The 25,416-nt window shown below is 45.4% G+C and carries 25 protein-coding genes and 1 pseudogene; 21 read left to right on the plus strand and 5 right to left on the minus strand.

The genetic code is table 11. From position 1 onward, the window contains the following. The first annotated feature begins 93 nt into the window (after nucleotides 1-93). From AC6B99_RS11750 to AC6B99_RS11780, 7 genes are all read left to right on the plus strand, one after another. The gene (locus AC6B99_RS11750; RefSeq protein ID WP_496663487.1) at nucleotides 94-969 is read left to right on the plus strand and encodes a LysR family transcriptional regulator; all 876 of its coding nucleotides are present in this window, start codon (nucleotides 94-96) and stop codon (nucleotides 967-969) included. Between the two features lie 241 nt (nucleotides 970-1,210). After that, nucleotides 1,211-1,543, plus strand: a complete 333-nt coding sequence (locus tag AC6B99_RS11755) for a DeoR family transcriptional regulator (protein WP_496663406.1) — start codon at nucleotides 1,211-1,213, stop codon at nucleotides 1,541-1,543. Further along, nucleotides 1,500-1,775: an MFS transporter gene (locus AC6B99_RS11760; RefSeq protein ID WP_496663488.1), complete on the plus strand. Its 276-nt coding sequence runs from the start codon at nucleotides 1,500-1,502 to the stop codon at nucleotides 1,773-1,775. Before AC6B99_RS11755 ends, AC6B99_RS11760 begins: the two co-directional genes overlap by 44 nt. Before the next feature lie 30 nt (nucleotides 1,776-1,805). Next, a complete protein-coding gene (locus AC6B99_RS11765) occupies nucleotides 1,806-2,210 on the plus strand; it encodes an MFS transporter (protein ID WP_496663489.1) in 405 nt (134 codons plus the stop codon). A gap of 148 nt (nucleotides 2,211-2,358) precedes the next feature. Further along, entirely contained in the window at nucleotides 2,359-2,712 is a 354-nt protein-coding gene (locus tag AC6B99_RS11770; RefSeq protein ID WP_494860500.1) for a c-type cytochrome, read from the plus strand. A 241-nt stretch (nucleotides 2,713-2,953) separates the two neighbouring features. Then, a complete protein-coding gene (locus tag AC6B99_RS11775; protein ID WP_496663407.1) occupies nucleotides 2,954-3,841 on the plus strand; it encodes a TetR/AcrR family transcriptional regulator in 888 nt (295 codons plus the stop codon). Between the two features lie 218 nt (nucleotides 3,842-4,059). Continuing rightward, nucleotides 4,060-5,289, plus strand: a complete 1,230-nt coding sequence (locus tag AC6B99_RS11780) for a cytochrome P450 (RefSeq protein ID WP_496663408.1) — start codon at nucleotides 4,060-4,062, stop codon at nucleotides 5,287-5,289. Between the two features lie 79 nt (nucleotides 5,290-5,368). Here the strand turns inward: AC6B99_RS11780 and AC6B99_RS11785 are convergent, their stop codons facing one another. Both AC6B99_RS11785 and AC6B99_RS11790 read right to left on the minus strand, forming a co-directional pair. Beyond that, complete coding sequence (locus AC6B99_RS11785; RefSeq protein ID WP_056040222.1) at nucleotides 5,369-6,025, minus strand: DJ-1/PfpI family protein; 657 nt, start codon at nucleotides 6,023-6,025, stop codon at nucleotides 5,369-5,371. A 212-nt stretch (nucleotides 6,026-6,237) separates the two neighbouring features. Then, nucleotides 6,238-7,596 (minus strand): amidohydrolase family protein, encoded by a 1,359-nt coding sequence (locus AC6B99_RS11790; protein WP_155973411.1) that lies wholly within the window; start codon nucleotides 7,594-7,596, stop codon nucleotides 6,238-6,240. 282 nt (nucleotides 7,597-7,878) lie between these two features. Here AC6B99_RS11790 and AC6B99_RS11795 point away from each other — a divergent pair, with 282 nt between their 5' ends. The 3 genes from AC6B99_RS11795 to AC6B99_RS11805 all read left to right on the plus strand — a co-directional run bounded on the left by AC6B99_RS11795 (nucleotide 7,879) and on the right by AC6B99_RS11805 (nucleotide 9,926). Continuing rightward, nucleotides 7,879-8,445, plus strand: a complete 567-nt coding sequence (locus tag AC6B99_RS11795) for a MarR family transcriptional regulator (RefSeq protein ID WP_494860495.1) — start codon at nucleotides 7,879-7,881, stop codon at nucleotides 8,443-8,445. A gap of 117 nt (nucleotides 8,446-8,562) precedes the next feature. After that, nucleotides 8,563-9,063 carry a hypothetical protein gene (locus tag AC6B99_RS11800; protein WP_494860730.1) on the plus strand — a complete coding sequence of 167 codons (501 nt, stop codon included), beginning with the start codon at nucleotides 8,563-8,565 and terminating at the stop codon, nucleotides 9,061-9,063. Continuing rightward, nucleotides 9,060-9,926 carry an SDR family oxidoreductase gene (locus AC6B99_RS11805; RefSeq protein ID WP_496663409.1) on the plus strand — a complete coding sequence of 289 codons (867 nt, stop codon included), beginning with the start codon at nucleotides 9,060-9,062 and terminating at the stop codon, nucleotides 9,924-9,926. The genes AC6B99_RS11800 and AC6B99_RS11805 overlap by 4 nt, the downstream gene beginning before the upstream one ends. A 46-nt stretch (nucleotides 9,927-9,972) precedes the next feature. Here the strand turns inward: AC6B99_RS11805 and AC6B99_RS11810 are convergent, their stop codons facing one another. Continuing rightward, nucleotides 9,973-10,872, minus strand: a complete 900-nt coding sequence (locus AC6B99_RS11810; RefSeq protein ID WP_496663410.1) for a helix-turn-helix transcriptional regulator — start codon at nucleotides 10,870-10,872, stop codon at nucleotides 9,973-9,975. Between the two features lie 126 nt (nucleotides 10,873-10,998). On the opposite strand from AC6B99_RS11810, the gene AC6B99_RS11815 reads away from it, so the two are divergent. The 9 genes from AC6B99_RS11815 (at nucleotide 10,999) to AC6B99_RS11855 (ending at nucleotide 22,138) form a co-directional block, all read left to right on the plus strand. Continuing rightward, nucleotides 10,999-11,889 carry a sugar phosphate isomerase/epimerase family protein gene (locus AC6B99_RS11815; protein WP_496663411.1) on the plus strand — a complete coding sequence of 297 codons (891 nt, stop codon included), beginning with the start codon at nucleotides 10,999-11,001 and terminating at the stop codon, nucleotides 11,887-11,889. Between the two features lie 34 nt (nucleotides 11,890-11,923). After that, entirely contained in the window at nucleotides 11,924-12,961 is a 1,038-nt protein-coding gene (locus AC6B99_RS11820; RefSeq protein WP_496663412.1) for a Gfo/Idh/MocA family protein, read from the plus strand. 229 nt (nucleotides 12,962-13,190) lie between these two features. Then, nucleotides 13,191-16,301 carry a GNAT family N-acetyltransferase gene (locus tag AC6B99_RS11825; protein WP_496663413.1) on the plus strand — a complete coding sequence of 1,037 codons (3,111 nt, stop codon included), beginning with the start codon at nucleotides 13,191-13,193 and terminating at the stop codon, nucleotides 16,299-16,301. Nucleotides 16,302-16,315: 14 nt separating this feature from the next. Next, on the plus strand, nucleotides 16,316-17,182 hold the full coding sequence (locus AC6B99_RS11830; protein ID WP_496663414.1) for an amidohydrolase family protein: 867 nt from the start codon (nucleotides 16,316-16,318) through the stop codon (nucleotides 17,180-17,182). Between the two features lie 263 nt (nucleotides 17,183-17,445). Next, a complete protein-coding gene (locus AC6B99_RS11835; RefSeq protein WP_496663415.1) occupies nucleotides 17,446-18,240 on the plus strand; it encodes a Sir2 family NAD-dependent protein deacetylase in 795 nt (264 codons plus the stop codon). A 189-nt stretch (nucleotides 18,241-18,429) separates the two neighbouring features. Next, nucleotides 18,430-18,963: a hypothetical protein gene (locus AC6B99_RS11840; RefSeq protein ID WP_494860481.1), complete on the plus strand. Its 534-nt coding sequence runs from the start codon at nucleotides 18,430-18,432 to the stop codon at nucleotides 18,961-18,963. Between the two features lie 38 nt (nucleotides 18,964-19,001). Further along, complete coding sequence (locus AC6B99_RS11845) at nucleotides 19,002-19,664, plus strand: hypothetical protein (RefSeq protein WP_494860479.1); 663 nt, start codon at nucleotides 19,002-19,004, stop codon at nucleotides 19,662-19,664. Nucleotides 19,665-19,740: 76 nt separating this feature from the next. After that, nucleotides 19,741-21,195, plus strand: a complete 1,455-nt coding sequence (locus AC6B99_RS11850; RefSeq protein WP_496663416.1) for a methyl-accepting chemotaxis protein — start codon at nucleotides 19,741-19,743, stop codon at nucleotides 21,193-21,195. 46 nt (nucleotides 21,196-21,241) lie between these two features. Further along, on the plus strand, nucleotides 21,242-22,138 hold the full coding sequence (locus AC6B99_RS11855) for an alpha/beta hydrolase (RefSeq protein WP_496663490.1): 897 nt from the start codon (nucleotides 21,242-21,244) through the stop codon (nucleotides 22,136-22,138). 118 nt (nucleotides 22,139-22,256) lie between these two features. Here the strand turns inward: AC6B99_RS11855 and AC6B99_RS11860 are convergent, their stop codons facing one another. Continuing rightward, nucleotides 22,257-22,526 carry a TetR/AcrR family transcriptional regulator C-terminal domain-containing protein gene (locus AC6B99_RS11860; protein ID WP_494879302.1) on the minus strand — a complete coding sequence of 90 codons (270 nt, stop codon included), beginning with the start codon at nucleotides 22,524-22,526 and terminating at the stop codon, nucleotides 22,257-22,259. 82 nt (nucleotides 22,527-22,608) lie between these two features. Here AC6B99_RS11860 and AC6B99_RS11865 point away from each other — a divergent pair. Further along, a pseudogene (locus AC6B99_RS11865) lies at nucleotides 22,609-23,406 on the plus strand (MFS transporter); the annotation flags it as partial. Between the two features lie 98 nt (nucleotides 23,407-23,504). On the opposite strand, the gene AC6B99_RS11870 reads toward AC6B99_RS11865, so the two are convergent. Next, entirely contained in the window at nucleotides 23,505-24,050 is a 546-nt protein-coding gene (locus tag AC6B99_RS11870; RefSeq protein WP_056040247.1) for a TetR/AcrR family transcriptional regulator, read from the minus strand. 216 nt (nucleotides 24,051-24,266) lie between these two features. Here AC6B99_RS11870 and AC6B99_RS11875 point away from each other — a divergent pair, with 216 nt between their 5' ends. Then, the gene (locus AC6B99_RS11875) at nucleotides 24,267-25,406 is read left to right on the plus strand and encodes an MFS transporter (protein ID WP_496663417.1); all 1,140 of its coding nucleotides are present in this window, start codon (nucleotides 24,267-24,269) and stop codon (nucleotides 25,404-25,406) included. The last annotated feature ends 10 nt before the right edge of the window (nucleotides 25,407-25,416 follow it).

The raw sequence follows: 25,416 nt of genomic DNA on the forward strand, positions 1-25,416 counted from the left end.
ATAAATCAATATATTCATTATTAAAAATATATAAATTATTATATAATCATAATTAATTTTATATGAGTGAAAGGAGGGATGAGTGTGGATTTGATGCATCTCAAATATTTTCAAACCGTTGCCCGCACAGAACATATGACAAAAGCGGCTAATCATTTAAATATGGCCCAGCCGGCACTCAGTATGATCATATCACGATTGGAGGATGATTTAGGTGTTGCTTTATTTGATCGGGTAGGCAGGAAAATTCGCCTCAATGAACAGGGCACGGCCTATTTAAAGAGAGTCAACATCGCCTTGGCCAGCTTGGAAGAGGGAAGAAGAGAAGTTACGGCGTTAGCTCATCGGGAGCAAAATAGAATTTCCCTTGCTGTTACTACGCTAAATCGGTTATCTAACGTGCTTTCTCCTTATTTAGCTCAATATCCAGACGCTAATTTTAGAATTACCCAGGCATCAACAGAGCAGGATAAAATGCTGCTGCTGGAACGCAATGAGATTGATTTTTTTCTCACAACCGAATTAATTAGCCGTGATGATATTAAACATGTTCCGCTAGTTACGGAGAAGATCATGATTGCGGTGCCGCAAACGCATCGATTGGCAGGTGCTGTACGGATTTCACTCCATGAAGTAGCCCAGGAAGATTTTATTTCCCTCAAACAGGGATATTCCTTTAGAGAATTAATGGATGCCTGTTGCAAGGAAGCGGGTTTCATTCCTCGCACGATATGTGAAGGCGATGAACCAGCAGCCATTGCCAGTCTCATTCGTTCAGGATTAGGGATTGCCTTCCAGCCGGCAGGCTCTCGTGAAGAGTATTCCGACCTAACTTACATTGAAATTGAAAAACCATCATGCCAATTAACCTTTTATTTGGCATGGATGAAGGATCGGTACTTATCGCTTGCAGCGATAAACTTTCGTGAATATATCATTCAACATTTTAAAACCATGGCTTCTCAATGAGAGATACGAAGCAAGCTGAAAATCATGAAGCATTGTAGGTGGCGGCATACCGCCATATAACGAGATACCAGTGATATCAATGGCTGTACAGGCAATCAAACCTGTGCAGCCATTTTTTTAATCGAAAAAATGATGCATAAAAGAAGATAAGTGATTGAAAATACTTAATATATGATGTAAAACGCCTTATATAGTTGTTTGCGAGTGAACGCTCATCAGCAGGAATTTAGGGGGGATTGGCATGTTTCAAGAGGAGCGGTTAAACGCTATTATTGAGCATTTAAATCAGCATCAGCGAATCGTTATTAAAGATATTTGTCAGCAATTCAATGTGTCACGCGATACCGCTCGCAGAGATTTATTAAAGATGGAGGAGTCTGGTCTCATCATCCGTACACATGGTGGAGCTATGCTGCCAGCAAAAGAAAAAGCGATTTACGAATATAAAGAGCGTCTGGTCAGAGAATCGGATGAGAAACGTGAGATCGAACATTTTGCTGCTTGCTGCATTAAACGGTTTTGCTTTTGGAATGACTCAAACGGTTATAGGGACGTTTCTGTTGGAATCATCTAATAATGGGGCTGTGATGATGAGCCGGCTAGAGGTTGCGTTTGGATTCGGAGCTTTGCTTATGCCCGTCATGTCGGGCTTATTAATAGCCAACGTTTCCTGGATATGGTCATTTGCTATCGTTATTGTGTTCGCCATAATAAACCTCATTCTATGGAGCAAGAAGCCTGACAGCCCTAAATCACAGCAAACCCCAGCCCTACATGCTGAAGCACTCGATCAAACGGGCAAATAGCGATTTGCTATTTTAAAATATGCCTTTTTAATTTGCTTCGTATTTTTGTATGTCGGCATTGAAACCAGCTTAGTTAATTTTCTGCCGTCCATATTCGTTCAGCAATATCATTTGGATACTTCAGCAGCCACGCTTTCGGTTACCTTTTTTTGGATCGCCATGGTTGTTGGGCGAATTTTTTCCGGAGCAATTGCCGAGAAGTTCAACTATAACAGGTTTCTGGTCACTAGCACTTTAGGTGTCATTTTATTTCTTGTTGGTATGGCTCTAGTCAAAAATACGATCCTTGCGTTTATTATTGTTTTAATGCTTGGGCTATGTTTGTCTGGTATTTTTGCAGTCGTACTCGTCTTTGCCTTGCTGATGCTTGTTTTTTTACATCAAAATCGAAAAAGACATTCTTATTTGGAAATAAAAGAGTCCGATCTTGTCTGATGATAAGATTCGACTCTTTTTATTTTTCACCGATCAAATGTTGTGAAACCTCCATATTTCAGAGGCTGAAATAGCTATAAGTAGTCATTTTAAAAATTCGATGATTCGTTATGATAGCAGTTGAAACGGAATGAGGAGGAGGAGTGAAATGATTAGAAGGCTCAGATACGGTGCAGTGATAGGCGTCATTATAGGAGCTTTGATTGTGTCGGCATGTGGCCAATCAACCACTGGATTCAACACGAAGAACAACAATATTGAAGGAGAAAGGGTTCAAAATAGCGATGCAGAGACCCTCTACATGAAAAAATGCGTGACTTGTCATGGCACGGACTTGCAGGGCAGGGCGGGTCCGAACCTGCAAAGCGTTGGCAGCACATTAACGCAGGAAGAGATTGCTCGGATTGTCACGGACGGCCGAAAAGGTATGCCGAAGTTCGGAACAAAAATAACCGAAGCGGAAATTCAAAGCATTTCTAAATGGTTGTCGGAGCACAAATAATCAGCTCGGGTGAGTCCGGAAAAATTTCATTTAAAAGGCGGTCATTTTATTGAAGATCAATAAAAGAGCCAGATTTCACATAATGCAGCAGCAACGGTAGAAGAACAACCGTATGATGGGAGTAATCGGGGCTCCGTTTTCCAATGACTCGAATGAGCCTTTTGAAACTCTATTTTCTTTCCCCACTTGGGTGATACAATCACTTTATACATCTTAATGCAAAAGAATCCAGGGGGAGCTTATGAATAAACGTAAAAAACGACTGTTGGATACAGCACTTGTGCTATTTGAGGAATATGGTGTAGCAAATACTTCGATTCAAATGATTTTGGACCAATCAGGCGTATCCAAAGGCACCTTTTACAAATTTTTCGGTTCCAAGGACGATTGTATCCTGGCGATTTTGGAACAACGTACACAGGAAGATATGATACTTCGAAAAGATCTGGAATCCTTGAGCTATGCCTCGGATTTCGACTTGCTCGTGGATCAACTTGTGGTTCCGATTACGATCCCGGAAAAGCAGCGTGTTCTTGAATTATTTTGGACAGGCTTATATTCAGGGGAGTTGGATTTGCAGCATCTGACTCGAATCCAGTTGGACTGGCTATCGGGACGGCTGACCCAAATATATGGAGAAGAATTAAAAGCCTATACCTTTGAAGGAGCCATTTTTTGTTTAGGCATGATCCATCAAATTTCCAATACATGGCGGAACTTCCGCCTCGAACAGCCGGATTGGAAAAATCTCGTACCCAAGTTGTTGAATTATGTCGAAATTTTGTTGAGAGCCATGCTAGAGAGGCATGAACATATGATTGATTCTGACAACCTTGCATTGATCAACCCCTTGTCCAAACCAATCGTGCTGGATAAAGCCAGCCTAGTGGCTGAGCTTCAAACGTTCAGTCATTCCATTCATCAAGCGGAAGCAACCACCAAAGCTCAAGAACTTACAAAAGGACTTCTGTCGTTGGTTATAGATGCTGAGCTGAATATATCGATGTTGGAAGTAGTATTAAAGGCCTTTCAAATCGAATTTGAGTCCAGCGTCTATCAGAATGAAGCTAGAAAGATTGCCAATGAATGCTGGTGGTATATAGAGCAAAGCAGACCACATTGGAAATGAGCTAAACGGATTAAACACAAAATTGAACTAATCGTATAAAATAGATGCCTAAATATAGAGAATTCCCAAATAGTTCTTACGAATTATTCCAATAAAATGAACGAGTTGTATAATTGTTATGTGATGTATTGAAGTGCTAAACAAGGCGTCTGAAAAATGGAATAATGAGTATGCTCTAGTTTGTGAATTTATGTAATTAATCTGGAGGTGGCATCTTTATGTACAAAGAAGTGATTGCGGTTCATGAAATTTCGCGGTTTCAGTCAAGATCGGAAGAATTTTTTCCGCTCGAATGGTATCGAAAAATGCTGTCCGAACACCCTGTATATTATCATGAAGGCACCGACACTTGGAATGTCTTCAGGTATGACGATGTCAAGATGGTACTGAGCAAGCATGAGTATTTCTCAAGCGAAGGGTCTAGAACTACGGTTTTAGTTGGAGCGAAGAACAAGGAGGGGACGCCTCCGGATAAACTGAATGTTTCAAGCATAGACCCTCCGCGCCATCTCAAGAGTCGCTCCTTGTTATCCGCAGCTTTTACACCCCGCAGCTTAAAAAACTGGGAGCCTCGCATTAACAACATCGCAAAGCGGCTGGTAGAGGACATTGAACCAAATACGACGATTGATATCGTTCAGGCACTGGCAACTCCGCTGCCCGCAATGGTTATGGCTGATTTGCTGGGCATTCCTCTTACGGACAGCACCCTTTTTAAAGGCTGGGTAGACATTTTGTTCCAGCCGGCCGGCGAGGAGAACGCAGAAGAGATTGAATTGAAAAAACAGGCAGCCGCGCAGGAATATTATCAATTTTTATACCCTATGGTCGTTCATAAGCGGACACATCCTGGCGATGATATTATTTCGGATCTATTGAATGTAGAGGTAGACGGGGAAAGATTCACCGAAGACGAAGTGGTACGGACATCGATGCTTTTGCTCGGAGCAGGGATAGAAACAACGAGCCATACGATTTCCAGCATGTTCTATTCTTTTTTGCATGAAGGAAAACCGTTGTATCAGCAATTAAGAAAAGATCCAAATCTGGCTCCTCAAGCTGTTGAGGAAATGCTGCGCTATCGATTCCACTGCTCCAAACGACATCGTACGGTTAAGCAGGATAACAATCTATTAGGGGTCGATTTGAAAAAAGGCGACGTTGTCATCTCGTGGATGAGCGCGGCGAATATGGACGAGCGCATGTTTGAAAATCCGTTTGAGCTCAATATTCATCGTGCCAATAACAAAAAGCATTTAACCTTTGGCAATGGCCCTCACTTTTGTCTAGGTGCGCCTTTGGCAAGGATGGAGCTGAACATTGCCTTGAAGGCATTTGTGGAGAAGGTTTCTGGTATTGAAGCTGTTGAATCCTTTGACCTGGAGCATCACCTTACAACTTCCGCTGTAGGACAGTCGTTAACCCATTTGCCGATGAAGATCCTCTAAAGATAAAAGAGACCCAGCCAGGAACATGGCTGAGTCTCTTTTGTCTTTTTTAAAAAAAGGCTGTCGAATGGTTTGTGATTTACACATTAGGCTCCCGTTCTGCAAACTCTTGTAACATCCCTTTTATTTGTGCGACCAATACAGCGGGCGCTTTCTTTGGTGAACCTGTGTCAAATGGAGGTTGAGGATCGTATTCTAAGATCAACTGTACGGCTTTGCCTGTATCCTCTCCCAATTCCCATGCTATTAATTGGAGCGCCATATCGATACCAGAGGAAACACCAGCTGCAGTAACCATTTTACCCTGACGAACGACTCTCTCATCTGTAGGTATGGCTCCAAGGGATTGGAGCAGATCGAAGGAGCCCCAATGAGTGGTGGCTACGATTCCATTTAGCAAGCCTGCTGCACTCAATATCAATGAGCCGTTGCAAACCGACGTAGTCCATTTCGTAGTTTCATGTATTTGGCGAATCCAATTTAACGTTTCTTCATCATTCATTGGCGTTTTATAATTTGGCGGACTACAGCCTGGAACAACAAGAATATCAGCTGAGGTAACTTCAGAAAAGCTGTAATCGGCATGCAAATACCCCATATTCGAGTCCAGTTTGATTAAACCTTTTCTCTTAGCGACAAACTTCACTTCACATTTCAGTGTAGCGGCGAACACATCGTAAGGACCAATTGCATCTAATGCTGTGATCCCATCAAAAAGCATAATTGCGATTTTCATGATGATCGATGATCTCTCCTTTAATCTGGTATTTTATTTTCACAAAATGATTTTAACATACCTATACGGGGTATAGGTATGTAGAAGTGTGTATATTGTGAGAACCTTTCTAAGGCTGTCATCGAATTGAAAGCAGCCATCCCCTAAGGAACGGCTGCCTTTTCCAAGCTTATGGGAAGGATCGCGCAAAGTTCTCAAGCCATCTAGCTGCTTTAAACGGCCCCACTTGCGGTATCTGCAAGAGCAGAAAACAAATATTGTTTACTTTCACCCGCGATTTTACGCACATGGTTTAAATCGACGTGAAGCAGCTGTCCGTGGCGTTTTACTGGACGTCCGGACACAAATACGGAATCAACGTTTGAGGGATTCGCAAATTGTACGACAGCTCCAACGGGATCGGAAGCGGGAAACATATTCAAATCTGTCATTCGAACCATAATGAGATCGGCTTCTTTTCCAGGCGTTAAGCTGCCGATTTTATGGTCTAATTTCAAAGCTTTAGCTCCAGCAATCGTTGCAAAATTTAATACTTGCTGTGCCTTTAAACTCAACTCGCCCGGCATGTTTTTGGATGCTAAAATATTCTGATTGGTTCTTGCCCGCTCCGCCTGCAGCATAAATTTCATTTGCGCAAACATGTCCCCGCTGGTTGAAGTCACGACATCTACACCGAGGGTAGGTGTTCCGCCATTCTCCATAAACACCCCAGTGGCTGGATACCCATGCCCCATCATCATTTCCACCTCAGGCGTAATCGATATCGACGCTCCTGAATCTGCAAGCATTTTGTACTCGTCATAACCCATTGTATTCGCATGCACCATATTCAAATCGGGACCAAGGAGGCCAGCCTTATATAGCTTTTCAATGGAGCGGTCATCTGGACCCCAGCTGCCAAAACCGACATGCATGGAACAGATCGCATCCAGTTCTCTTGCAAGCCTTATTTCCTGAACCGTTGCATCCCAGTGGCTGAATTCTGGTCCTCTAATCGCTAATCCCATCGTTAATAATTGATTGTCGGAAGAAAAATGCTGTTTTTTGATACGGTACACGTCATCTGAAACGATTTTTTGGCTAGCACGGTCCCAATATTCGGTTTCGCCGGATGCTCCATATGCGAATACGGCGCGGATTCCGGCATTTTGCAAACCTTGAACGAACCCGTCTGCATGCTCAGGGGAATAAATCATCGACCAATCCAAAAGGGTAGTTACACCGGCATTCAGCGCATCCAACGCTCCCAGCAAATTAGCCGCATAACTATCGACTGGCCGCAATTTGCTGCCAAGCCCTCCGTAATAAATATTTTGCAAATAGGTAGGCAGCGACCAATCCGTACCTATGGTTCGGACTAAAGATTCCCAAACATGACGATGGGTATCGACGAAGCCGGGCATGACGATCATATCCGTTGCATCGACAATTTCGCAATCTATTGCATCGAGCTCTTCTTTTATTGCTACAATGAGCGAATCTTCTATTAGAATATCCGCTTTCTTGAAATCTCCTAAAGACTTGTCCATCGTTAACACGAAGCCGTTTTTAATTAAGTAACGTTCACTCAACTTTGCCATCTCCTTTGATAAATGAATGGGCATTACAAAAGTGATGATAAAAACGAATGCTCAAGGGCGACTAATCAACAAAATAATGCAAGGTTCACAATATATACATTACATAATTTAGCACAATTTGTAAACCGGATGCAGTGGAGTTAACGGCTGAATGTTAGGCAGTTACTAGAGTTAAGAATGTAAAAAAACAGTTCCAAATATGAAGAAAGGCGGGGTGTTGATGAGTTATAAAAATATGTTGACATAAAAGTAGTTAGGAACCATACTATATATATGAACAACAATAATAAAATAATAAATGACATTGACGCTATTCCTTCGCTTGTACAATCCAAGCGTCAGATTGATCGCTATAACCTAGACATAGACGCACAAGCTGTACTCGTCGCGTCTAGGCTAATGGCAGCGGGGGCCAAGCTTGGACATGCCTCGGAGATTCATTTCTCTAGATTCGGTTTATCAACAAGTCGATATCGTTTATTGGCAGATCTTGAAGATAACGAGGGAGAAGAGTTGCCTTCGCAATTAGCGGAGCATCTAGGCGTTACACGTGCTACAGTGACAGGTCTTATCGACGTTCTTGAACGAGATGGGCTAGTATCTCGGCGTTCAAGCTCAGACGATGGCCGTCAGAGATCGGTCATTTTGACGGAAAAAGGAGCGCAGAAGCTCCGTGACATGGCTCCTGAGCATTTCGCTCGGCTGGAAGCAATGGTGAGCTTGCTCAATATGGATGAGCGCAGCGTATTTCTCGACCTGCTAGGCCGAGTTACGCAAGGTATCTCAGCACTTACGGGGGAACAAAGCCCGAAACCAAAGGTAAATATCAGTAATGAGTAGAATGGGCTAGTGCAGCTAGCCTATTTTTACTCTTATATAGTTAGGAAGCTAATTATATCTCACTGAAAGCAATCGTTGAACTATTTCAAAGAAGAAGGGAGCAACTAAGTGAACAAGATGAAATACCCGAATCAGACAGATGCTGCTTACGGCATCAAGGCTGCTGGTTCCAAGAAAAAGATTTTTGTACTATGGCGTGAAGTTGTAATGGCCTATGCTGCTCCTGCTAGCATGGCAGGTATCGGGGGATTGGTTACTGCCGATAGGGGTCTTCAAATCGGGGCATTGACCACAATCGGTGGTGCATCGGCCTTGATGGCCTTGATGATTGGCCTTTTGTTGCGGAGCCGAGTGGGCCATGTAGGATGGGTCATCGGTGCACCTCACTTGGTGGTGGTAGGGGTGTTCGCATTGGCCGGGTCATCGTTTGGCCTATACGCCGCATGGGTGACATCTGTATTACTAGAAAATATGATTCCAAGCAATCACTTTGCTTGGGTCGATCGTGTCTGGATCGATTTCCCGTTGTCTGGATTCATAGCAAGCACGATAGTGACATGGCGGTGGCGTATTGCCGTCACAACTCATTTTCCATCCAAAAGGAGAACAAAAAAATGATAATTATTATGGGAGCAACAGGTACGATAGGCAGTGCGCTTTTGGAACGTTTGGTTGATCTTGGCGTACCCGTCAGGGCGCTGAGCAGAGAGCCAGAGAAGTTGCGTGATCAGATCGGTGAAAAAGGCCGATCGACTATCGAGGTCTCATCGGCGGATGCTTCCGACCCCGAATCGCTGCGCCGCGCGTTTACAGGTGCTAGCCAGCTCTTTCTAGCCATGTCCAATAGTCCAAGACAAATCGAATTGGAAACTTCAATCATTCAGATTGCCGCCGAGTCTGGAATCAAGCACATCGTAAAAATATCCAGCCCTGCCTTTGAGCAGAGCTCTCCCGTGGCAGTGGCGGGCTGGCATCAAGAAATCGAGAAAACGCTGAGAGAATCGGGTCTCACCTACACCGTGTTGCGACCTTATGCGTTCATGCAAAACTTAATGCGCCTTGCACCAACGATCACAACCCAAAATGTTTTCTTTGGCTCCATGGGCGATTCACCTTGTAACTTCATTGACTGCCGCGATATCGCAGATGTTGCCGCAGAAGTTCTGACCAACAGCGAGGTATCAGGCCAAGTATATACGCTTACAGGTTCGGAGATTTTCAGTTATCCCCAGATCGCGAGTCAACTATCCGCCCTGCTTAATCGGCAGATAAGCTACATCAACATGGAACCCCAAGTACTACTCCGCAATCTTATTGAGCACGGGCATATGCCAGCTTGGCTCGCGAACCACGTTGTGGAAATTCAAACCATGTCTACGGTGGTGCCAGAAAATCCAAATGACACTGTGAAGCGCTTGCTCGGCAGAGAGCCACGCACGCTAGAAGCTTTTCTGTATGAGTATGTCGAAAATTTCCGGTAGAGGCGGAGTCCACCTATAAATCAGATGATGGAACCGCTGTGCTGCGCTACAATGGACGTTTGCGTGCTTCCGACGGGGTTATGCCCTTGTATTGTTTGTACAGCTTTGTAAAATAATTTGGATTGTCGCAGCCTACCGCTGCTGCAATTTCAGCAATGGTGGATGTCGTTTGCAACAGCAGCCTCTGCGCCTCGTTGACGCGGCAAACGTTGACATACTCGACGAAGGTGCGTCCAGTCAGCTTTTTGAACTGCTTGCAGAAATGGAATGGATTCAGATTAACCTGCCGTGCCGCTGCTTCTACCGTTATTTTAGTTTGAAAATCGGATTCCAACCGTTTGATCAGCTGCTTGAAGCGGTCACGGTTAGCGAGGTGAGAGGCGGCTGGGCCTCTGCCACTGCTTGGCGGCTGGCTATCGTAACGGCGGGCAAGCAGCGTTAGCGCACTATACAGCTTTGCTTTGACGAGCAGTTGATAGCCTGACTGCTTACCGTCAAACTCTCCCACTAGCTCATCCAGAAGCTTTATAATAGTTTCGGCATGCTGCTCATGCTCCAGCGGTTTGACGGGAAATCTTAGCGTCCCCTCCAGGTAAGGGGCAACAAGCTGCGCATGCACGGGATCATGAACCCATTCATTGAACAATGAGGCATTAAAGACGATACAATCGTAACGAATATCGCCTTCACTCAGCGCATAGCCAACATGCAGGCCGCCTCCAGGAATAACGATTAGCTCTCCCGGCGATATCTCATAAGGTCTGCTGTCGATATGCAGCAGCGCATGGCCTTCTCTCATCAGAATAATCTCGAAATGCTCATGCCAGTGCAAATACAGCATGCTGTCACCAGGTTTAATTCCAAGCACCTGGTTATGAAATAATTGAATGGGATACGCCTTATGCTCTATTCGCGTATTTTCCCAAAGCTCTTTTGGATATGTCATAGTAAAATTCACCACCACAAGATTAGACTACTTTTGCTCAAGATTGTGTAGAGTCATCTCGTAATTCTCTCGTTATAATGAAGGTGCTAAGCATACTATAAGCCAATATTGGAGTGATATTCAAGCATGAGTGAACAAATGCGAATAGGTACGTTGGTAGGCGGCGGGAATGCCGATAGGATTATACCGCAAATCGTGGGACATGGTTTTGAATCTTTTAATTTAACGTTCTGGCAAACGACGGGCCAAACCGATTTGCCGGAGTTGGCCAAACGTGTAAGCGCTCTATCCGATGAGCATGGGTTTGTGGTGTCGGCGCTTAGCGTATTTGGCAATCCGCTTACGGGAGCGGGCGACAATGCGGATACTTTAGCCAGTTGGGAGCGCTTAATCGACCATGCATCACTTTTTGGCGCTAATATTGTATCCGGGTTTACTGGCCGATTGACGGATCAGCCGATTGATGAATCCATCCCGCGTTTTAAGGAAGTGTTCGGGGAGCTAACGAGGCGTGCAGCGGACAAAGGCGTGCGGATCGCGTTCGAAAACTGCGATATGGGTGGCACGTGGAAGCAGGGAGACTGGAATATCGCGCATAACCCGACAGCGTGGGAGCTTATGTTCAACGCGGTACCAGAGGATAATATTGGCCTGGAGTGGGAGCCTTGCCACCAGATGGTTAGCCTGATTGATCCGATCCCGCAGCTCCGCAAATGGGCAAGCAAAGTATTCCATGTTCATGGCAAAGATGCAACAATCGCTTGGGATATTGTGAAGGAGCACGGTGTGCATGGTCCTCAGCCATTTGTGTGGCACCGGACGCCGGGCTTTGGCGACAGCAACTGGAGCGATATTATAACGATTTTGCGTCAAAATGGCTATAAAGGCACGATCGATATCGAGGGCTGGCATGATCCTGTTTACAAGGACGAGCTGGAAATGACGGGTCAGGTCCACGCATTAAATTATTTGAAGCGCTGCCGCGGTGGCGATTTTATTCCAAATCCAAGCGTATAAATACTAGCTGAAGAGAAGCGGGAGGAATAGCATAATGACAGCAAAATATCAGGTAGTCGTCGCGGGCTGTGGCGGAATGGCTAACAAATGGGTGGACTATGCACAAGGCAGGGATGATACGGAAATCGTCGGTCTGGTCGATATAAAACAGGAATTTGCCCAAGCGATGGCTGAGCGTAAAGGGTTGAGCTGTCCGACCTTTACCAGCTTGCAGACTGCACTTGCGGAGACGGGGGCGAACCTTGTTTTTGATATTACCATCCCGTCCAGCCACTATTCGATCGGCACTACAGCGCTGGAGCAGGGCTGTCACGTATTTGGCGAGAAGCCTTTGGCAGAAACGATGGAAGAATGCTTGTTTATTGTGAAGCTGGCGCAGCGTACGGGCCGTACGCATGCCGTTATGCAAAATCGCCGTTACGATGGGCGCATTCGGGCTTTGCGCAAGCTGATGTCGGAGGGCCATATCGGGCGAACCGGCTTTATCGGTGCGGATTTTTTTATTGGCGCGCACTTTGGCGGATTCCGCGATGCGATGAGCAGTCCGCTGCTGCTCGATATGGCGATCCATACGTTCGATCAGGCACGGTATTTATCGGGAGCGAATCCGGTATCGGTCTACTGCCACGAATTTAATTCTCCTGGGTCCTGGTATGAAGGGAATGCGGCAGCACTCTGTATTTTTGAAATGTCCGACGGCTCGGTATTTAATTATCGCGGCTCATGGTGTGCGGAGGGGGCAATTACCTCATGGGAAGCCCAGTGGCGTATTACAGGAGAATATGGGACAGCCATTTGGGATGGAATCGGTGAACCTTATGCCGAGGTTGTTGCTCAAGGCGATCAATCGGGCAAATTCATTCGCGATTATGTGCGTGTAGATGGCGGACTTGTGCAGATGAATAATGAGTTCCACGAAGGCTGTCTGGACGAAATGTTCGCAGCGCTTGATGAAGGGCGCAAGCCGGAAACCGACAGCAGCGACAATATTTACAGCATGGCCATGGTGCTTGCATCGCTGGAGAGCGCACGGCTAGGGCAGAAAGTGCTTATTGCTGATATGATGAAATAGTGCTTGCTATATGTTAGTGAATGTTGACAGGATTAGTGGCTTCATTTACAGGTCGATAACCGGTTTCCATCCTTTGGAGACCGGTTTTGTTCATTGCATTGATTAAGAAAGATTTAGCAAAATTGACCAGCAAAAACGCACATGATACAATATATACTGAACGTTCAGTCAGTAAAATGTCGAAATTTGTTTCAGCCCTGTGTAACGAATTTAGGAGGTGAGTGCTCTTATGAATAGAAATCAAGAAATGACTATCATCGAATATGAACCCCGATATGCAGCCTCCATCGCCGCAATGTGGAATACAAGCAATGAGAGTTGGGGTGGAGACAACTCGCTCCAGACGGAGGAAAGCATTCTTAAAGAACATCATAACAGTACCTTTCTTCATGTATTTTTGGCGATAGCTGGTGGGGAGGTTGTGGGATATTGCAGCTTCTCCCATTACAAGGAAGATGCTGGTGCCCTGTACATCCCTTTACTAAATGTCCGGCCCGATTATCATGGACACAAAGTCGGCAAGCGACTTATTTTGCGCGCAATAGAGGAGACCTTGAAGCTTGGCTGGCCTAGACTTGACCTCTATACATGGCCAGGCAATACGAAAGCAGTCCCTGCCTATAAGAAGAGCGGGTTTTTCTGGGAGAAACGGGATGACACCACACATCTAATGAACTTGATTCCATCCGTATTGCAGACCGGTGCTGTACAGGCTTATTTTGAAGAAATCAACTGGTACACGGATAGCATACGCGAAATTGCGGTCAGTCCCGATGGACGTCAGGAACAAGGTTTTGATTATTTTACTTATGAGTGGAGAAAAGGCAATTTACATCTGAGGATGGAATATGAGCGGACAGGACGCGGGTTAAGACTAATTGAAACGGATGACTACCTCATTAAGGCAACGATTCCTGATCACCATCAATTGCCTTTCGGTGCTAGTTATCCTATCGTATATGAAGCCGTCAATAAAAGCGGGAAGGCTCTAGCTTTGGAAATCAAGAGCGTCGGCAATGCTGCCATTAGCTTTGAGCTGCATGAATCCAGAGTAGTTGAGTCACAGGAACGGATAGAAGGCAGCTTTTTAGTCCATGCCACTCAAGAGGACCAGAATCTATTTCAGACCCATCCGGTTGTTGAAGCCGAGCTGCTCATTAATGGTCTGCCAGCCACCTTCAAAATTGGCATTGAGCCCAAATTTCCAGCGAAGCTAAAGCTTCAAGCGCCAGTTGGGCCCCTTTATGCGGGTGAACCTATCGCGCTTGATTTGACGGTAGAAAATGAGTACGAGACAGAGGCTGAGTTTGCTTTCGAGCTGGCGGATGATGCTGTTCTTTCCTTCAGCCAGCCCTCCGTCCGTATCAAGGTACCCGCTAAAGGCCGGAGGACCATTACCATTGAAGCTAGATTGCTGGCCTATGGCATTTGGCATCATCATCTGGCTATTCACAAGGTGGTCGGCACTGGCGAATTACTCGTAACGCAGCAGGAGGTCAGTCTTGTGTTTCCGGGAATACATGCTGCTTTCGGAGGAGAAACCGATCAGGATTGGGTAATCTTTAACGGACAATACTCCGCTCGCCTAAGCAAATCAAGCAACACACTTTCCATTTACGAGGGAACTCATAGCACCATAAATCTTTATTATCCTAAGTTTGGGTTGCCTTATAGCAGCGCATTTGAGAAAAATCGTGTATCTCAAGTAACTTGCCGTCATGACGAAGCTATGGTGCTTGAAGCCCAGTATGATTTGACTTCCGCAAACCTGCTGCTAACGCTAGTCGTCAAATTGTACAGCAATGGTATAATTACCCGCCATCATGTTGTACGGAACAAGGCGGCAGCAGTTCGGGAGGAACCCCTATTTTTGAAAGAAGGCTTTACCTTCAGCCTTGAAGACAGCGTTATTCCATATGAAGGCCGGTATGTGGATTTAAGCAAAGGGCCAGACGCCTCCAATTCCGATTATTGGGAGAAAAATCGGTTTACGGAAAACTGGATTTTTGCTCATAACGGGGCATCGTCACGGGGAATTACCTGGCCTGAACAATTGGAGATCGTATCAGAGGGCTGGTATTATGGCATTGAGCATGCTTTGGGCGTTATTCCCGCGGGAGGTATGGCACAGACTGAGCCTATCCGCATTGCTTTAGGAACGTGGAGAAATTGGCGTGATTTCCGTTCTTTTGCCCTGAACAGGGGAACTTCACAGGAGCTGGAGACTACCGAGCAGCTGGAGACGATTGTGAATCAGGGAAATCCTTTTTTGCAAGGATCGCTGGAGATCCGGATTGCGGAGCGGAAAAATGCCTTTTTGGAAGGTGAAATTGAGATCTCATCTGCACTAGACAGCATAGATACGGCAAAACACCTCATATCCAGCGAACAGAAGCTCACCGAACTCGTAACGCCGCTTGCTTGGAAATCCAGCCTTGAGGCGGATATTCTAACCATGCGTCTCGACATGGAATCCTATAGGACAGGAAGAAGTCGCCTTGTTTTTCCAGTATCGGATCACCTAATAACACAACAGACGGAACAGACGGAATATGGCGAGGTACTTACTGCGGGCAATGGGGTTATGCAAATTCAGGCAAGCAGCAGCTTTGCCCCGGCCCTATTTTCATTAAAGCATCACGGCGTGGAATGGCTCGATTCTTCCTTTCCTCATCCAGGGCCTAAGTCTTGGTGGAATCCTTGGATCGGCGGCATTGCAGCAGAAGTATCCGGCATGTCCGCAGCGAGCTTCATGGAAGAGCCGCGTGAGACAGCCTTTGCAGCGATTACAGATAATTTGGGAAACAGCTGGTCGGGTATCCGAATGAGTGTGACGATCAGCAACCATGCAAAATTCAGAGGACTTGTGCTCCATCACTATTTCTTAATGCTGCCAGGGGTACCTGTACTTGCAACTGTCATTCGGGTGGAGCAAAATACAGGTGCGCCTTTGCATCCGCTAACCCTTTCCAGTTCGACCTTCTACCGGGCCAGCAGCGATATTAAGGATAGCAGGGGGCATGTTAAAAATAGCAATGGTGAAAATATTACCTATAAGGCTGGCAGGGTTCAGTATAGCGCCAGCAGCCCAAACGGGATTTTCCAGTATAGTTCCCGTGAGCGGAAGCAGCGCCTGACCTTCATGGCCCACCCAGAGCTTGATTCAAGCGAGCTGCATATGAATACCCATGTAGCGGCATCCGTAGCAAGAGAAAAACTATTTTTGCAAGACGGGAAGCAGCAGTTCGCCAAGCCCCAGTTCTATATCGTTTCTGATCTGTTTGCCCCAGAGGAAGCTTATCAGGATTTGCTCAACATTCGTTTTGACCAGCTGACTTAAGAAAGGATACTTTGATGAAAATTATAGATGCACATGTCCATTTTTCCAATATTGCAGCTTTTAAAGAGACGGCACAAACGTTGGCCGCTATTGATTACACAGCAAGCGGTTTGCTGGAGGAGTTCAGAAACGCTGGTGTTATCGCTGGTGTAGGGATGGGCGTTACGGAAACGGTTGAAGGGGCCTTCCCGGATTCGGCAGCCCTTAATCCCATGCTGCTTGATTTAAGCGGCCAGCTTCCTGACAATCTATTCACTTGTGTCGGTATTAATCCATTAACCCTGCATCTGGATGGTCAGCTCGAAGCGCTGGAACAATCGTTGCGCTCGAAGGATGTCGTTGGTATTAAGCTGTATGCGGGTTATTACCACTACAATGTCGGTGATGAAATTTATGACCCGGTGTACAGGCTCGCTTCCGCGTACCAGCTGCCCATCGTCATTCATGGAGGACTGACTTATTCGGATAAAGGCTTACTGAAATATTCGCATCCGCTGTCGATGGAAGAAACCTTTTTGAAGCACCGTGATCTTACCTTTATGCTTTGTCATCTCGGTGATCCTTGGGTCATGGAAACAGCCGCATTGCTGGAAAAAAATCCGAATCTCTACGCAGATCTGTCGGGCTGGATAGTAGGCGATGCCGCAAAGGTGGAACGGTTGTTAATGGAGCAAACCTATACGGATCATTTCCGCCGTGCCATTGTGTTTGCCGAGAAATATGACCGGCTTGTGTTCGGTACCGATTGGCCGCTTGTTCAGCTGGATGCTTATATCCGATTTGTGAAGCATCTGATTCCACAGGCTCACTGGGAGGATGTTTTTTATAACAATGCGCTACGGGTATTTCCGAAGCTGAAGCAGCTGATTGGAGAAAATTAGGATAGAGTAGAGTCGTCTGTGCAGAGAAAGTCGCCAATAGGGCGACTTTTTTTATTTTAATGAAAGACAAACAACTTTTCATCTTCTGCCAACCCTTTCACTGCTTGTTTTTCCATGAAATATGGTCAAGGCATTCCGAAAAGCTCTTGACATGGAGTTAACTCCAAATGCGATAATATCGAATAGCAGAGGGGGAAGCAAGCAATCGAGTTTTAACCTAGCAGCTTTAGTATTGTAACCGCTTTCGAACTTAGAAGGATTGGATGGGGAAAATGGACGATTATCAATTGCGTATCGAGAAGGCAAAAGAGGCAATAGAAGGGGCGGAATATATTTTGTTAGGCGGCGGAGCGGGCGTCTCGGCTGCTGCTGGTATAACCTACAGCGGAAAAAGATTTACAGATAATTTCGGCCCATTTATTCGCAAATTCGATTTAACAGATATGTATTCTTCCGGTTTTTACCCGTTTCCTACACAGGAGGACAGATGGGGGTATTGGGCAAAACGTATCCGCCTTAATCGTTTTGAGACGGGGCCGACAAAGCTTTACCAGGACATATACCGCTTGGTTAAGGACAAACAATATTTCGTTCTCACCACTACGCTCGACAGCCAATTTGAGCTTGCAGGTTTTTCGCCCGACAAAGTATTTGAAACTCATGGCAATTACAGATACTTGCAATGTGCAGCCGGCTGCCATGACCGGCTCTACAATAATGAAATACTAATCAGAGATATGGTCGAGAACACAGTGGATTGCAAAATCCCTCATGAGCTTGTGCCTAAATGCCCTGTCTGCGGCGACGAAATGGCTCCAAACATCAGAATCAACAAATGTTTTGTGCAGGATGAGAAGTTTTATGAATTAGAAGCGTTATACAAAAACTTCGTGCTCGAATCCATCGGCAAGGAGCGGCTGTTTATAGGCTTGGGTGTAAAGGATGAACCTTTAGTTTTATTGAAAAAAGGCGATCCAGATCATTTTGAAAAAAAAGTAGGCACTATCATTTCATTTAACGAGGACATTCAAGAGATTGTGCCAGCCTTATCAAAGTGACAAAAGTTGAAAAATGAGAAACTACCGCTAACAAGCAGCCTGAATTCGAAAACCTCGAATCCAGGCTTTTTTTATGCCAATCCTAACGTATTAACATTTCTCAAACATTTCATAAGCAACTTATAAACAAATGTTCGATACGATAGGTACACCAAATGAAGGGTGATTATGCAAGGAGTGATAGAGATTTTGAGCGAGATTATTAAAAATGAAAATAACTTTGTAGGCTATGAATACAAGGATATTACGGTAAAGCGCGGCAAAGAATCCCTTTATGCAGATGGCTATACCCATTTTGGCTGGACGCTGGAAGGAAAAGCGACTCCAATCCAAAGCGTCGGTGCTGTAACGATGAAGTATAAGCGGGACCGCAACATTCGCAATAAAGCTGAACTGACCCGTTTGCAGCGACAATTTGAAGCCTGTGTAAAGGATATCGAGAGACTGGAACGTTCTATAACGAGGGCTGCTTCTACAACTGCTTATGTTGTCGGTGTAGCCGGAACGGGGTTCATGGCTGGCTCGGCGTTTGCCTATGCTGCAGGCATGCTGCTGCTCACGGTTATTTTGGCCCTCATCGGTATCACAGGGTGGATCATTCCGTATTATGGCTACAGCAGCATTCGCAAGAAAAAAACGGACAAAGTTGCTCCGTTCATTGATCAAAAATATGACGAAATTTATGAGGTGTGCCAGAAAGGAAATAACTTGCTGGCAAAGTAAAGGAATGACGATCCGAAGGGAGGCTATAAATTTAGGAGATGCTAGCTCATTATCTCAGAAATGCTCAGGATCGAACTGCCATCGTAAACACCGCATCACTTGTCCTTAATATTTTTATTGGCATTGGCAAGCTAGTCCTTGGCCTTTATCTCCTTTCCGGCTGGTTCATTACGAATGCCTTGTATTATTTGATCCTTTGCGCCGCCAAAGGACAGGCCCTTCACATGTATGCCGTGGCCAAAAAGATCGAATCTCCTGAGCAAAAGCATGACTTGGAATTCAGCGTGTATAAACGCAGTGGCGTTTTTCTCTGCCTGCTAGGTGTCTCCTATATGCTGGTCTGTTTGCGCATGTATCTGGCTAGAGACGTCTTTATCTTCGACGGTTTTATTGTTTATCTGGTAGCGACCATCGCCTTTACGAAGCTGGCAGTAGCCATCTATGGGAATATCGTTTACCGGCATCTGAAAAATCCCATTATTTCCACGCTGAAAATGTTTAATTTTATTGATGCAATGGTGTCCATTGTTGTCACTCAAACGACTTTGCTTACGATGCAAGCTTCACCTTATGCCATAAGCGTCAGCGCTTTGTTTGGGATGGCATGCAGTGCTTTATTTTTTCTCATAGGCATTTATATGCTGTGCAAAAAAAAGAAGGAGTCTTTGACAGAGGAAGAGGGTGTGGACCCATCTATGTAATTGGTTTGATTGTGCTTAACATTTGTTTAATCATTATAAAAATTATCAGACACTATCATTCGGGGGAAAAGGACAAATGAAAAACAGCTTTTTGAGAAGCAACACTGAAAAGGTCAACCCAATTATCGCCTGCATTTTATGGCTTGCTTTGTTATCCTTCTGTTTCTTTCTTGCTAGCGGCCAAGTTAAAGTTGAAGTGGTTTTCTCGCTGTTTTTGGAGCTGGTCGTTGCGACTGTACTAATGTCTAGAAAAAAATACCCGATTCAGACGATGGTTACTTTGATGATTGCCATATTAACCTGCACAACCGCCTATATCGAATCGGCTGGTGCGGGCATGCTCATTATGGTTGTGCTTTGTGTCGTTTCGCTTTATTTGAATAGAGTGCTGCTATTCGGATTCGGAGGCTTGTACAATATATCCTATATTGTCATTTATTACTCCAAACACGAGCAATTCGATACAACCTTTTATATGACGATCGGTTTCATCGAACTGACGATTGTAGCGTTATATTTTGTCTGTAAACGCGGAAACGATCTCATTCATGTAAGCCGGCATAAAGAAGCCGAAGCCCGGGAGCTGTTGGACGAGCGGGATAATATGGTCGGTGTCGTTCACGAGAACACTTCCTCGTTAAATGCCGATATTGCCAACTGTAATCACGATATTGGCGTTTTAAAGAAGATGAGCGATACGATAACGTCCAGCATACAGGAAGTGACGGTGGGAATTCGAGATCAGTCTGAAAGCATGGCTCATATAAGCGAAATGATGAACCATGCGGATGGGAAGATGTCGGAAATCAATCAGCTGTCTCACAATCTCGCCGACCTCTCAGGCAGCAACGGAAGGGCCGTTCGCCAAAGCTCGGAGCGAATCGTTCAAATGGGCAAACAAATGAATATTATCAACTCGACTGTATCGGATTCATTAACTACCGTTCAGGAATTAAACAAAAGCGTGGATGATGTGAATACCTTCCTGTTAGCCATTAAGCAAATTTCCGATCAGACCAGCATTCTCGCTTTAAATGCTAATATTGAAGCCGCCAGGGCGGGGGACGCGGGAGCGGGATTTGCGGTCGTGGCGAATGAAGTTCAGAAGCTTGCTCAGGAATGCTTAAACTCGGTTAAACAAATCAACACGATTATTCATAATATTAAAAGCAAAACGCAGCTTGTGGTTGAAAAGGCTAGCAACGGCAGCGTGGCAGCTAAAGAAGGGGAGGCGCTCACCGAGCAAGTGCTTGAAAGCTTTGACAGCATCAGGTCTACTTTTCAACAGATGGATCAATACATAGCCCAGGAATTGGACATGACGGATCAAATGAGTGTAATCTTTTCTCAAGTGCGGACGCAGGTTGATCATATCTCGGGTATTTCTCAAAAGCATGCAGCAGCAACCGAAGGGGTACTGACCACGACACAAGAGCAGGAGAAAAATATCGATGTCATCTACAATTTTATCGGCAATATTAACAACTCCAGCATTCGGCTGCAGGACCTGATTGAGAAAAGCTCTAAATAAAATTTTAAATAATAGAATGGAGTGTTTAACAATGGATGGACAGCAAATGGATCATAAGCAACAACTGGAAATGGTGCGAAGATTTCGTGAAAATGTGGTGGGTACGGGAGCTGCGCTCCAGCCAAGCGCAAGCTTTGCTGTACAAAGGCAAGAGGGCATCATCCCTACCAGAGCTGGGGATACCCGTGTCCTAGTGTATACACCGGAATCTGCTTTGTCTGATTCTCTACCTGTATACATCAATATGCACGGGGGCGGCTTTATTTTGGGAAAGGCAGAAATGGATGATCCTTGGTGTCGATTGATTGCCCATCGGGCTGGCTGTGTCGTCATTAATGTCGATTATCGGCTCGCTCCTGAACATAGGTTCCCGACTGCCGTTCATGAATGTTATGACGTTGCGAAGTGGGTTCACGAGCACCCAGAGTCATTTTCAATCAACTCAGCGCTCATGGCGATCGGAGGACACAGTGCAGGTGGCAATCTGGCTGCCGCTGTATGCTTGTTAAATCAACAGAGTGGGAGCGAGCTTCCGATTGTATTGCAAATTATTGATTATGCGCCATTGGATTTGGCAATGGATCCTGCTTTAAAACCAAGCTTTGAGGAAGCGATCCCAGCGGAAATGGCAAAAATGTTTAACTCCATGTATTTGGCTTCCGCAGACGATGCCCATAGTCCGCTAGCTTCGCCTGTTTATGCGGAAGCCCTTCAAGGACTGCCCGAAGCATTGGTTATTACCGCTGGGAAAGATTCGTTGGCTGAAGAAGGCATAGCCTATGCAGAAAAGCTGAAACAACACGGTGTGAAGGTGCTGCATAAACAATATGAGGGAGCAGCGCACGGATTTACCCATTATGGTGATCTAGCCGTCGCAGAAGATGCCTGGCACCTGATGAGTGACAAACTGAAAGAAGCTTTCTCAAAAGGAGAACAAGGATAGGAAAGTATGAATAGTTCATCGTTTAATTTTCATTCATAGCAATAATCCCCCAGCCTTTGTCTGGGGGATTATTGCGTTTAAGATAGGCATTACGGGTGTCTGCCTGCGGCAAATCGAACTATGAAAGATTCATATCCAGCAGCTTTTCTACTTGCTCTTCCATGACACGTGGGGGATAGGGCATTCCATTTAGAAACCACCATTCCACAATTCCTACGTAAGCTGGTGCAAAAAATTGAACCATTACATCTTCATTGATTCCACGATTTTTCCCCTCCGTCATTTCCCAGCTGCGCTTAATATCCTCTATGACAAATTCTAGGAAGCGGCTGCGAAAGAAGGGAGCTCCTTTGCTTGCCAACATGGCTGAAAAAACAAATAATGACATTCAAAATATTCGAACCAGCTCATGCCCCATCTTTGGAAGCTGATTCAACCTCCGCTTCGCACAGTATTCTTCCCTAGCCGTTTCAATCGCAGGTCCCACAATGCCATTATTATTTTCCGGTATAAATCGCAAGAAAGTCATGCTGCTGGTCCTCGGGATTTTTGTTGTTTGTAATATAGTATCCCTATTTGCGCCAACCTTCACCGTTGCACTAATCGCCCGTATTATTCCAGGCTTTTTCCATCCCATTTATTGTTCCTTGTCTTTGACAGCAGCTGCTAGCTCCGTAAGCAAGGAAGAGGCTCCAAAAGCTATTTCTAAAGTGATGCTTGGCGTGACCGCAGGAATGGTACTTGGTGTGCCCATCACAAATTTTATAGCTAATGAAACTTCCATAGAAATGGCGATGGTCTTTTTTGCTGTCGTAAATGCTGTGGCCTTCATCGCAACATGGCTATTTATACCATCTATGCATGTTACGGAAAAACTTTCATACGGAGCCCAGTTAAGCGTATTAAAAAAACCGATTATTTGGCTAGCTATTGCTGCTGTTGTACTTATAGGCTCAGCAGGGGCTAGTGTTAGCAGTTACATTGCAGAGTACCTTGAAACCATTACTCATATTTCCGGGAAAATGTTAAGCTTGACGTTATTTTTATATGGCTTGGCCAGTTTGCTGGGCAACTTAATCGGAGGGAGGCTGCTCTCTAAAAATCCAATGAGAACAGTCGTGACTTACCCCATCGTATTAGGATTGTTTTTATCAGGGATGGGTACACGATACATCGTGTTAGGAGGAATTATATTTTTGGCATTTAGTTTGTTAGCTATTTTACTGAGAATGTACATGTATCGTCCTACCAAGCAGCATTCTAGATAAGAAGTGCAGGTATGCAGCTAACGCGAGGACTTTTGTTGAAGCTGCGCCTGCCTGTAAAAAGGGATGCCTCCGGCCCTCAGCATAATGGGGGCCTTTTCTTACACATTTCGCTCAAGCAACGTCCCCAGTTGCTCTGCCAAGACATGATGGGGGACAGGCTTGTCATTCGTAAACCACCATTCCACAACCCCTACGTAAGCAGAGGCAATAAACCTGACTAGAAGATCTTCATTTAACTTCTCATTCTTCCCTTTGGTTACCTCAACCTCATTCGTTAATTCTTCGATAAACAAGTCGAGAAACCGGCCGCGAAAGTAGGGGGCGCCTTTACTCGCCAGCATCATGGAAAAAAAGGAATAATGAAGCTCAAAGTATTCCGTCCACATCAAAGTGGCTTCGGTAAATTCCAATTCGGCTGCGGATTTACACATTTCTCTTAAGACGTTGATGTGTTCTTCGATAAGCTTGTCCAGCAGATCAAATTTATCCAAATAATGAAGATAGATCGTTCCGCGGCTCACATTCGCCCTATCGGAAAGATCCTGGATCGTAATATCATCAAAATTTTTCTCTGACATCAAATCAATAACCGCTTTTTTTAACGCTTCCTGGGTTTTGAGTATTCTCCGATCCACTTTAGCCAACTGGGAATCACCAATCTTTCTTTAATAATTGACAATGATGATGCAACTGTTCATTACTTAACAAATCCAGCTCATTTAGCAATTGCAGATGTTCGGTGTCTGTTTATAATTATAGACGTGAGTACATTAATGAATCAAGGAATAGTAGAAATTCAATGTTTTTGATGTCCGAAAAACGCATCGGGGATTATACGTAAAAAACGGGGGGAAAGAACAATGGAACGTCTATGGACGAAATCGTTTACGCTCATGACGATAGGAAACCTATTTTTGTTTAATGCCTTTTATATGCTGTATCCGACGATGCCGCTATTCATCACACAGATGGGAGGCAGCGAATCGCAGGTCGGGCTGGCGATGGGCGCGTTTATGCTGTCCGCCGTTATTTTTCGCCCCATCGTCGGCGGGATGCTGGACCGATTCGGCAGGCGCCCGTTTCTCATTTGGGGGCTTATTCTGTTCATCCTGGCAATGTATATGTATAACTGGGTTGGAGGAATTGTTGTGCTGATGGGGCTCAGAATTTTGCATGGGATGAGCTGGGCCGTTTCTACAACCGCCTCAATGACAGCGATTACAGACATGATTCCAGCGGGCCGCCGCGGCGAAGGAATGGGATGGTTCAGCACATCCATGACCTTGGCTATGGCAGTCGGTCCGATGTTCGGGCTCTGGGTGACAGAGAACCAGTCGTACAGCGCTTTGTTTTTAATCGCCGTCGTCCTCTCTGCGATAGCGCTGCTCCTGACGTTAGGAGCAAAAATGCCCTTCCAGCCCAAAACGGGCGTAAGAAAAATAGAATTGTTCGAAAAATCGGTTTTGCCGATTGCGGCATCCGTCTTTTTTCTGTTTATCGCGTATGGGGGCATTACAACATTTGTTCCGCTGTTCGCTAAGTCGATTCAGGTCAATTCCGGCGCATTCTTTCTGGCCTTTGCTGCATCACTGGCACTCAGCCGTCCCATTTCGGGAAAACTTTCGGATCGATACGGAGAGATTTCTGTTATCGTACCAGCCCTTGTCATTACGATTGGCGCCTTGATTGTGCTCAGCATGTCGACCGGCTTAGGCGGTGTGCTTGTTGCGGCGATTTTATATGGCATCGGGTTTGGCTCCGCGCAGCCGTCCCTTCAAGCGGCAACGATACGTCTGGCCCATCCAGAGCGAATCGGAGTTGCCAACGCCTCGATATCGACCGCTAATGATCTTGGCATCGGGCTCGGTGCGATCGTGCTAGGCTGGGTTTCCCAGTACATGAGCTATCAGGCGTTATTCACGGTCAGCGCTTTGTCCGTTGCAATTTCCTTGCTGCTGTTCACTTTATTTGTAAAACGTTTGTTGAAAAATAATGAATAAATGGAGGAAC

It is taken from the genome of Paenibacillus liaoningensis, from assembly GCF_059609455.1.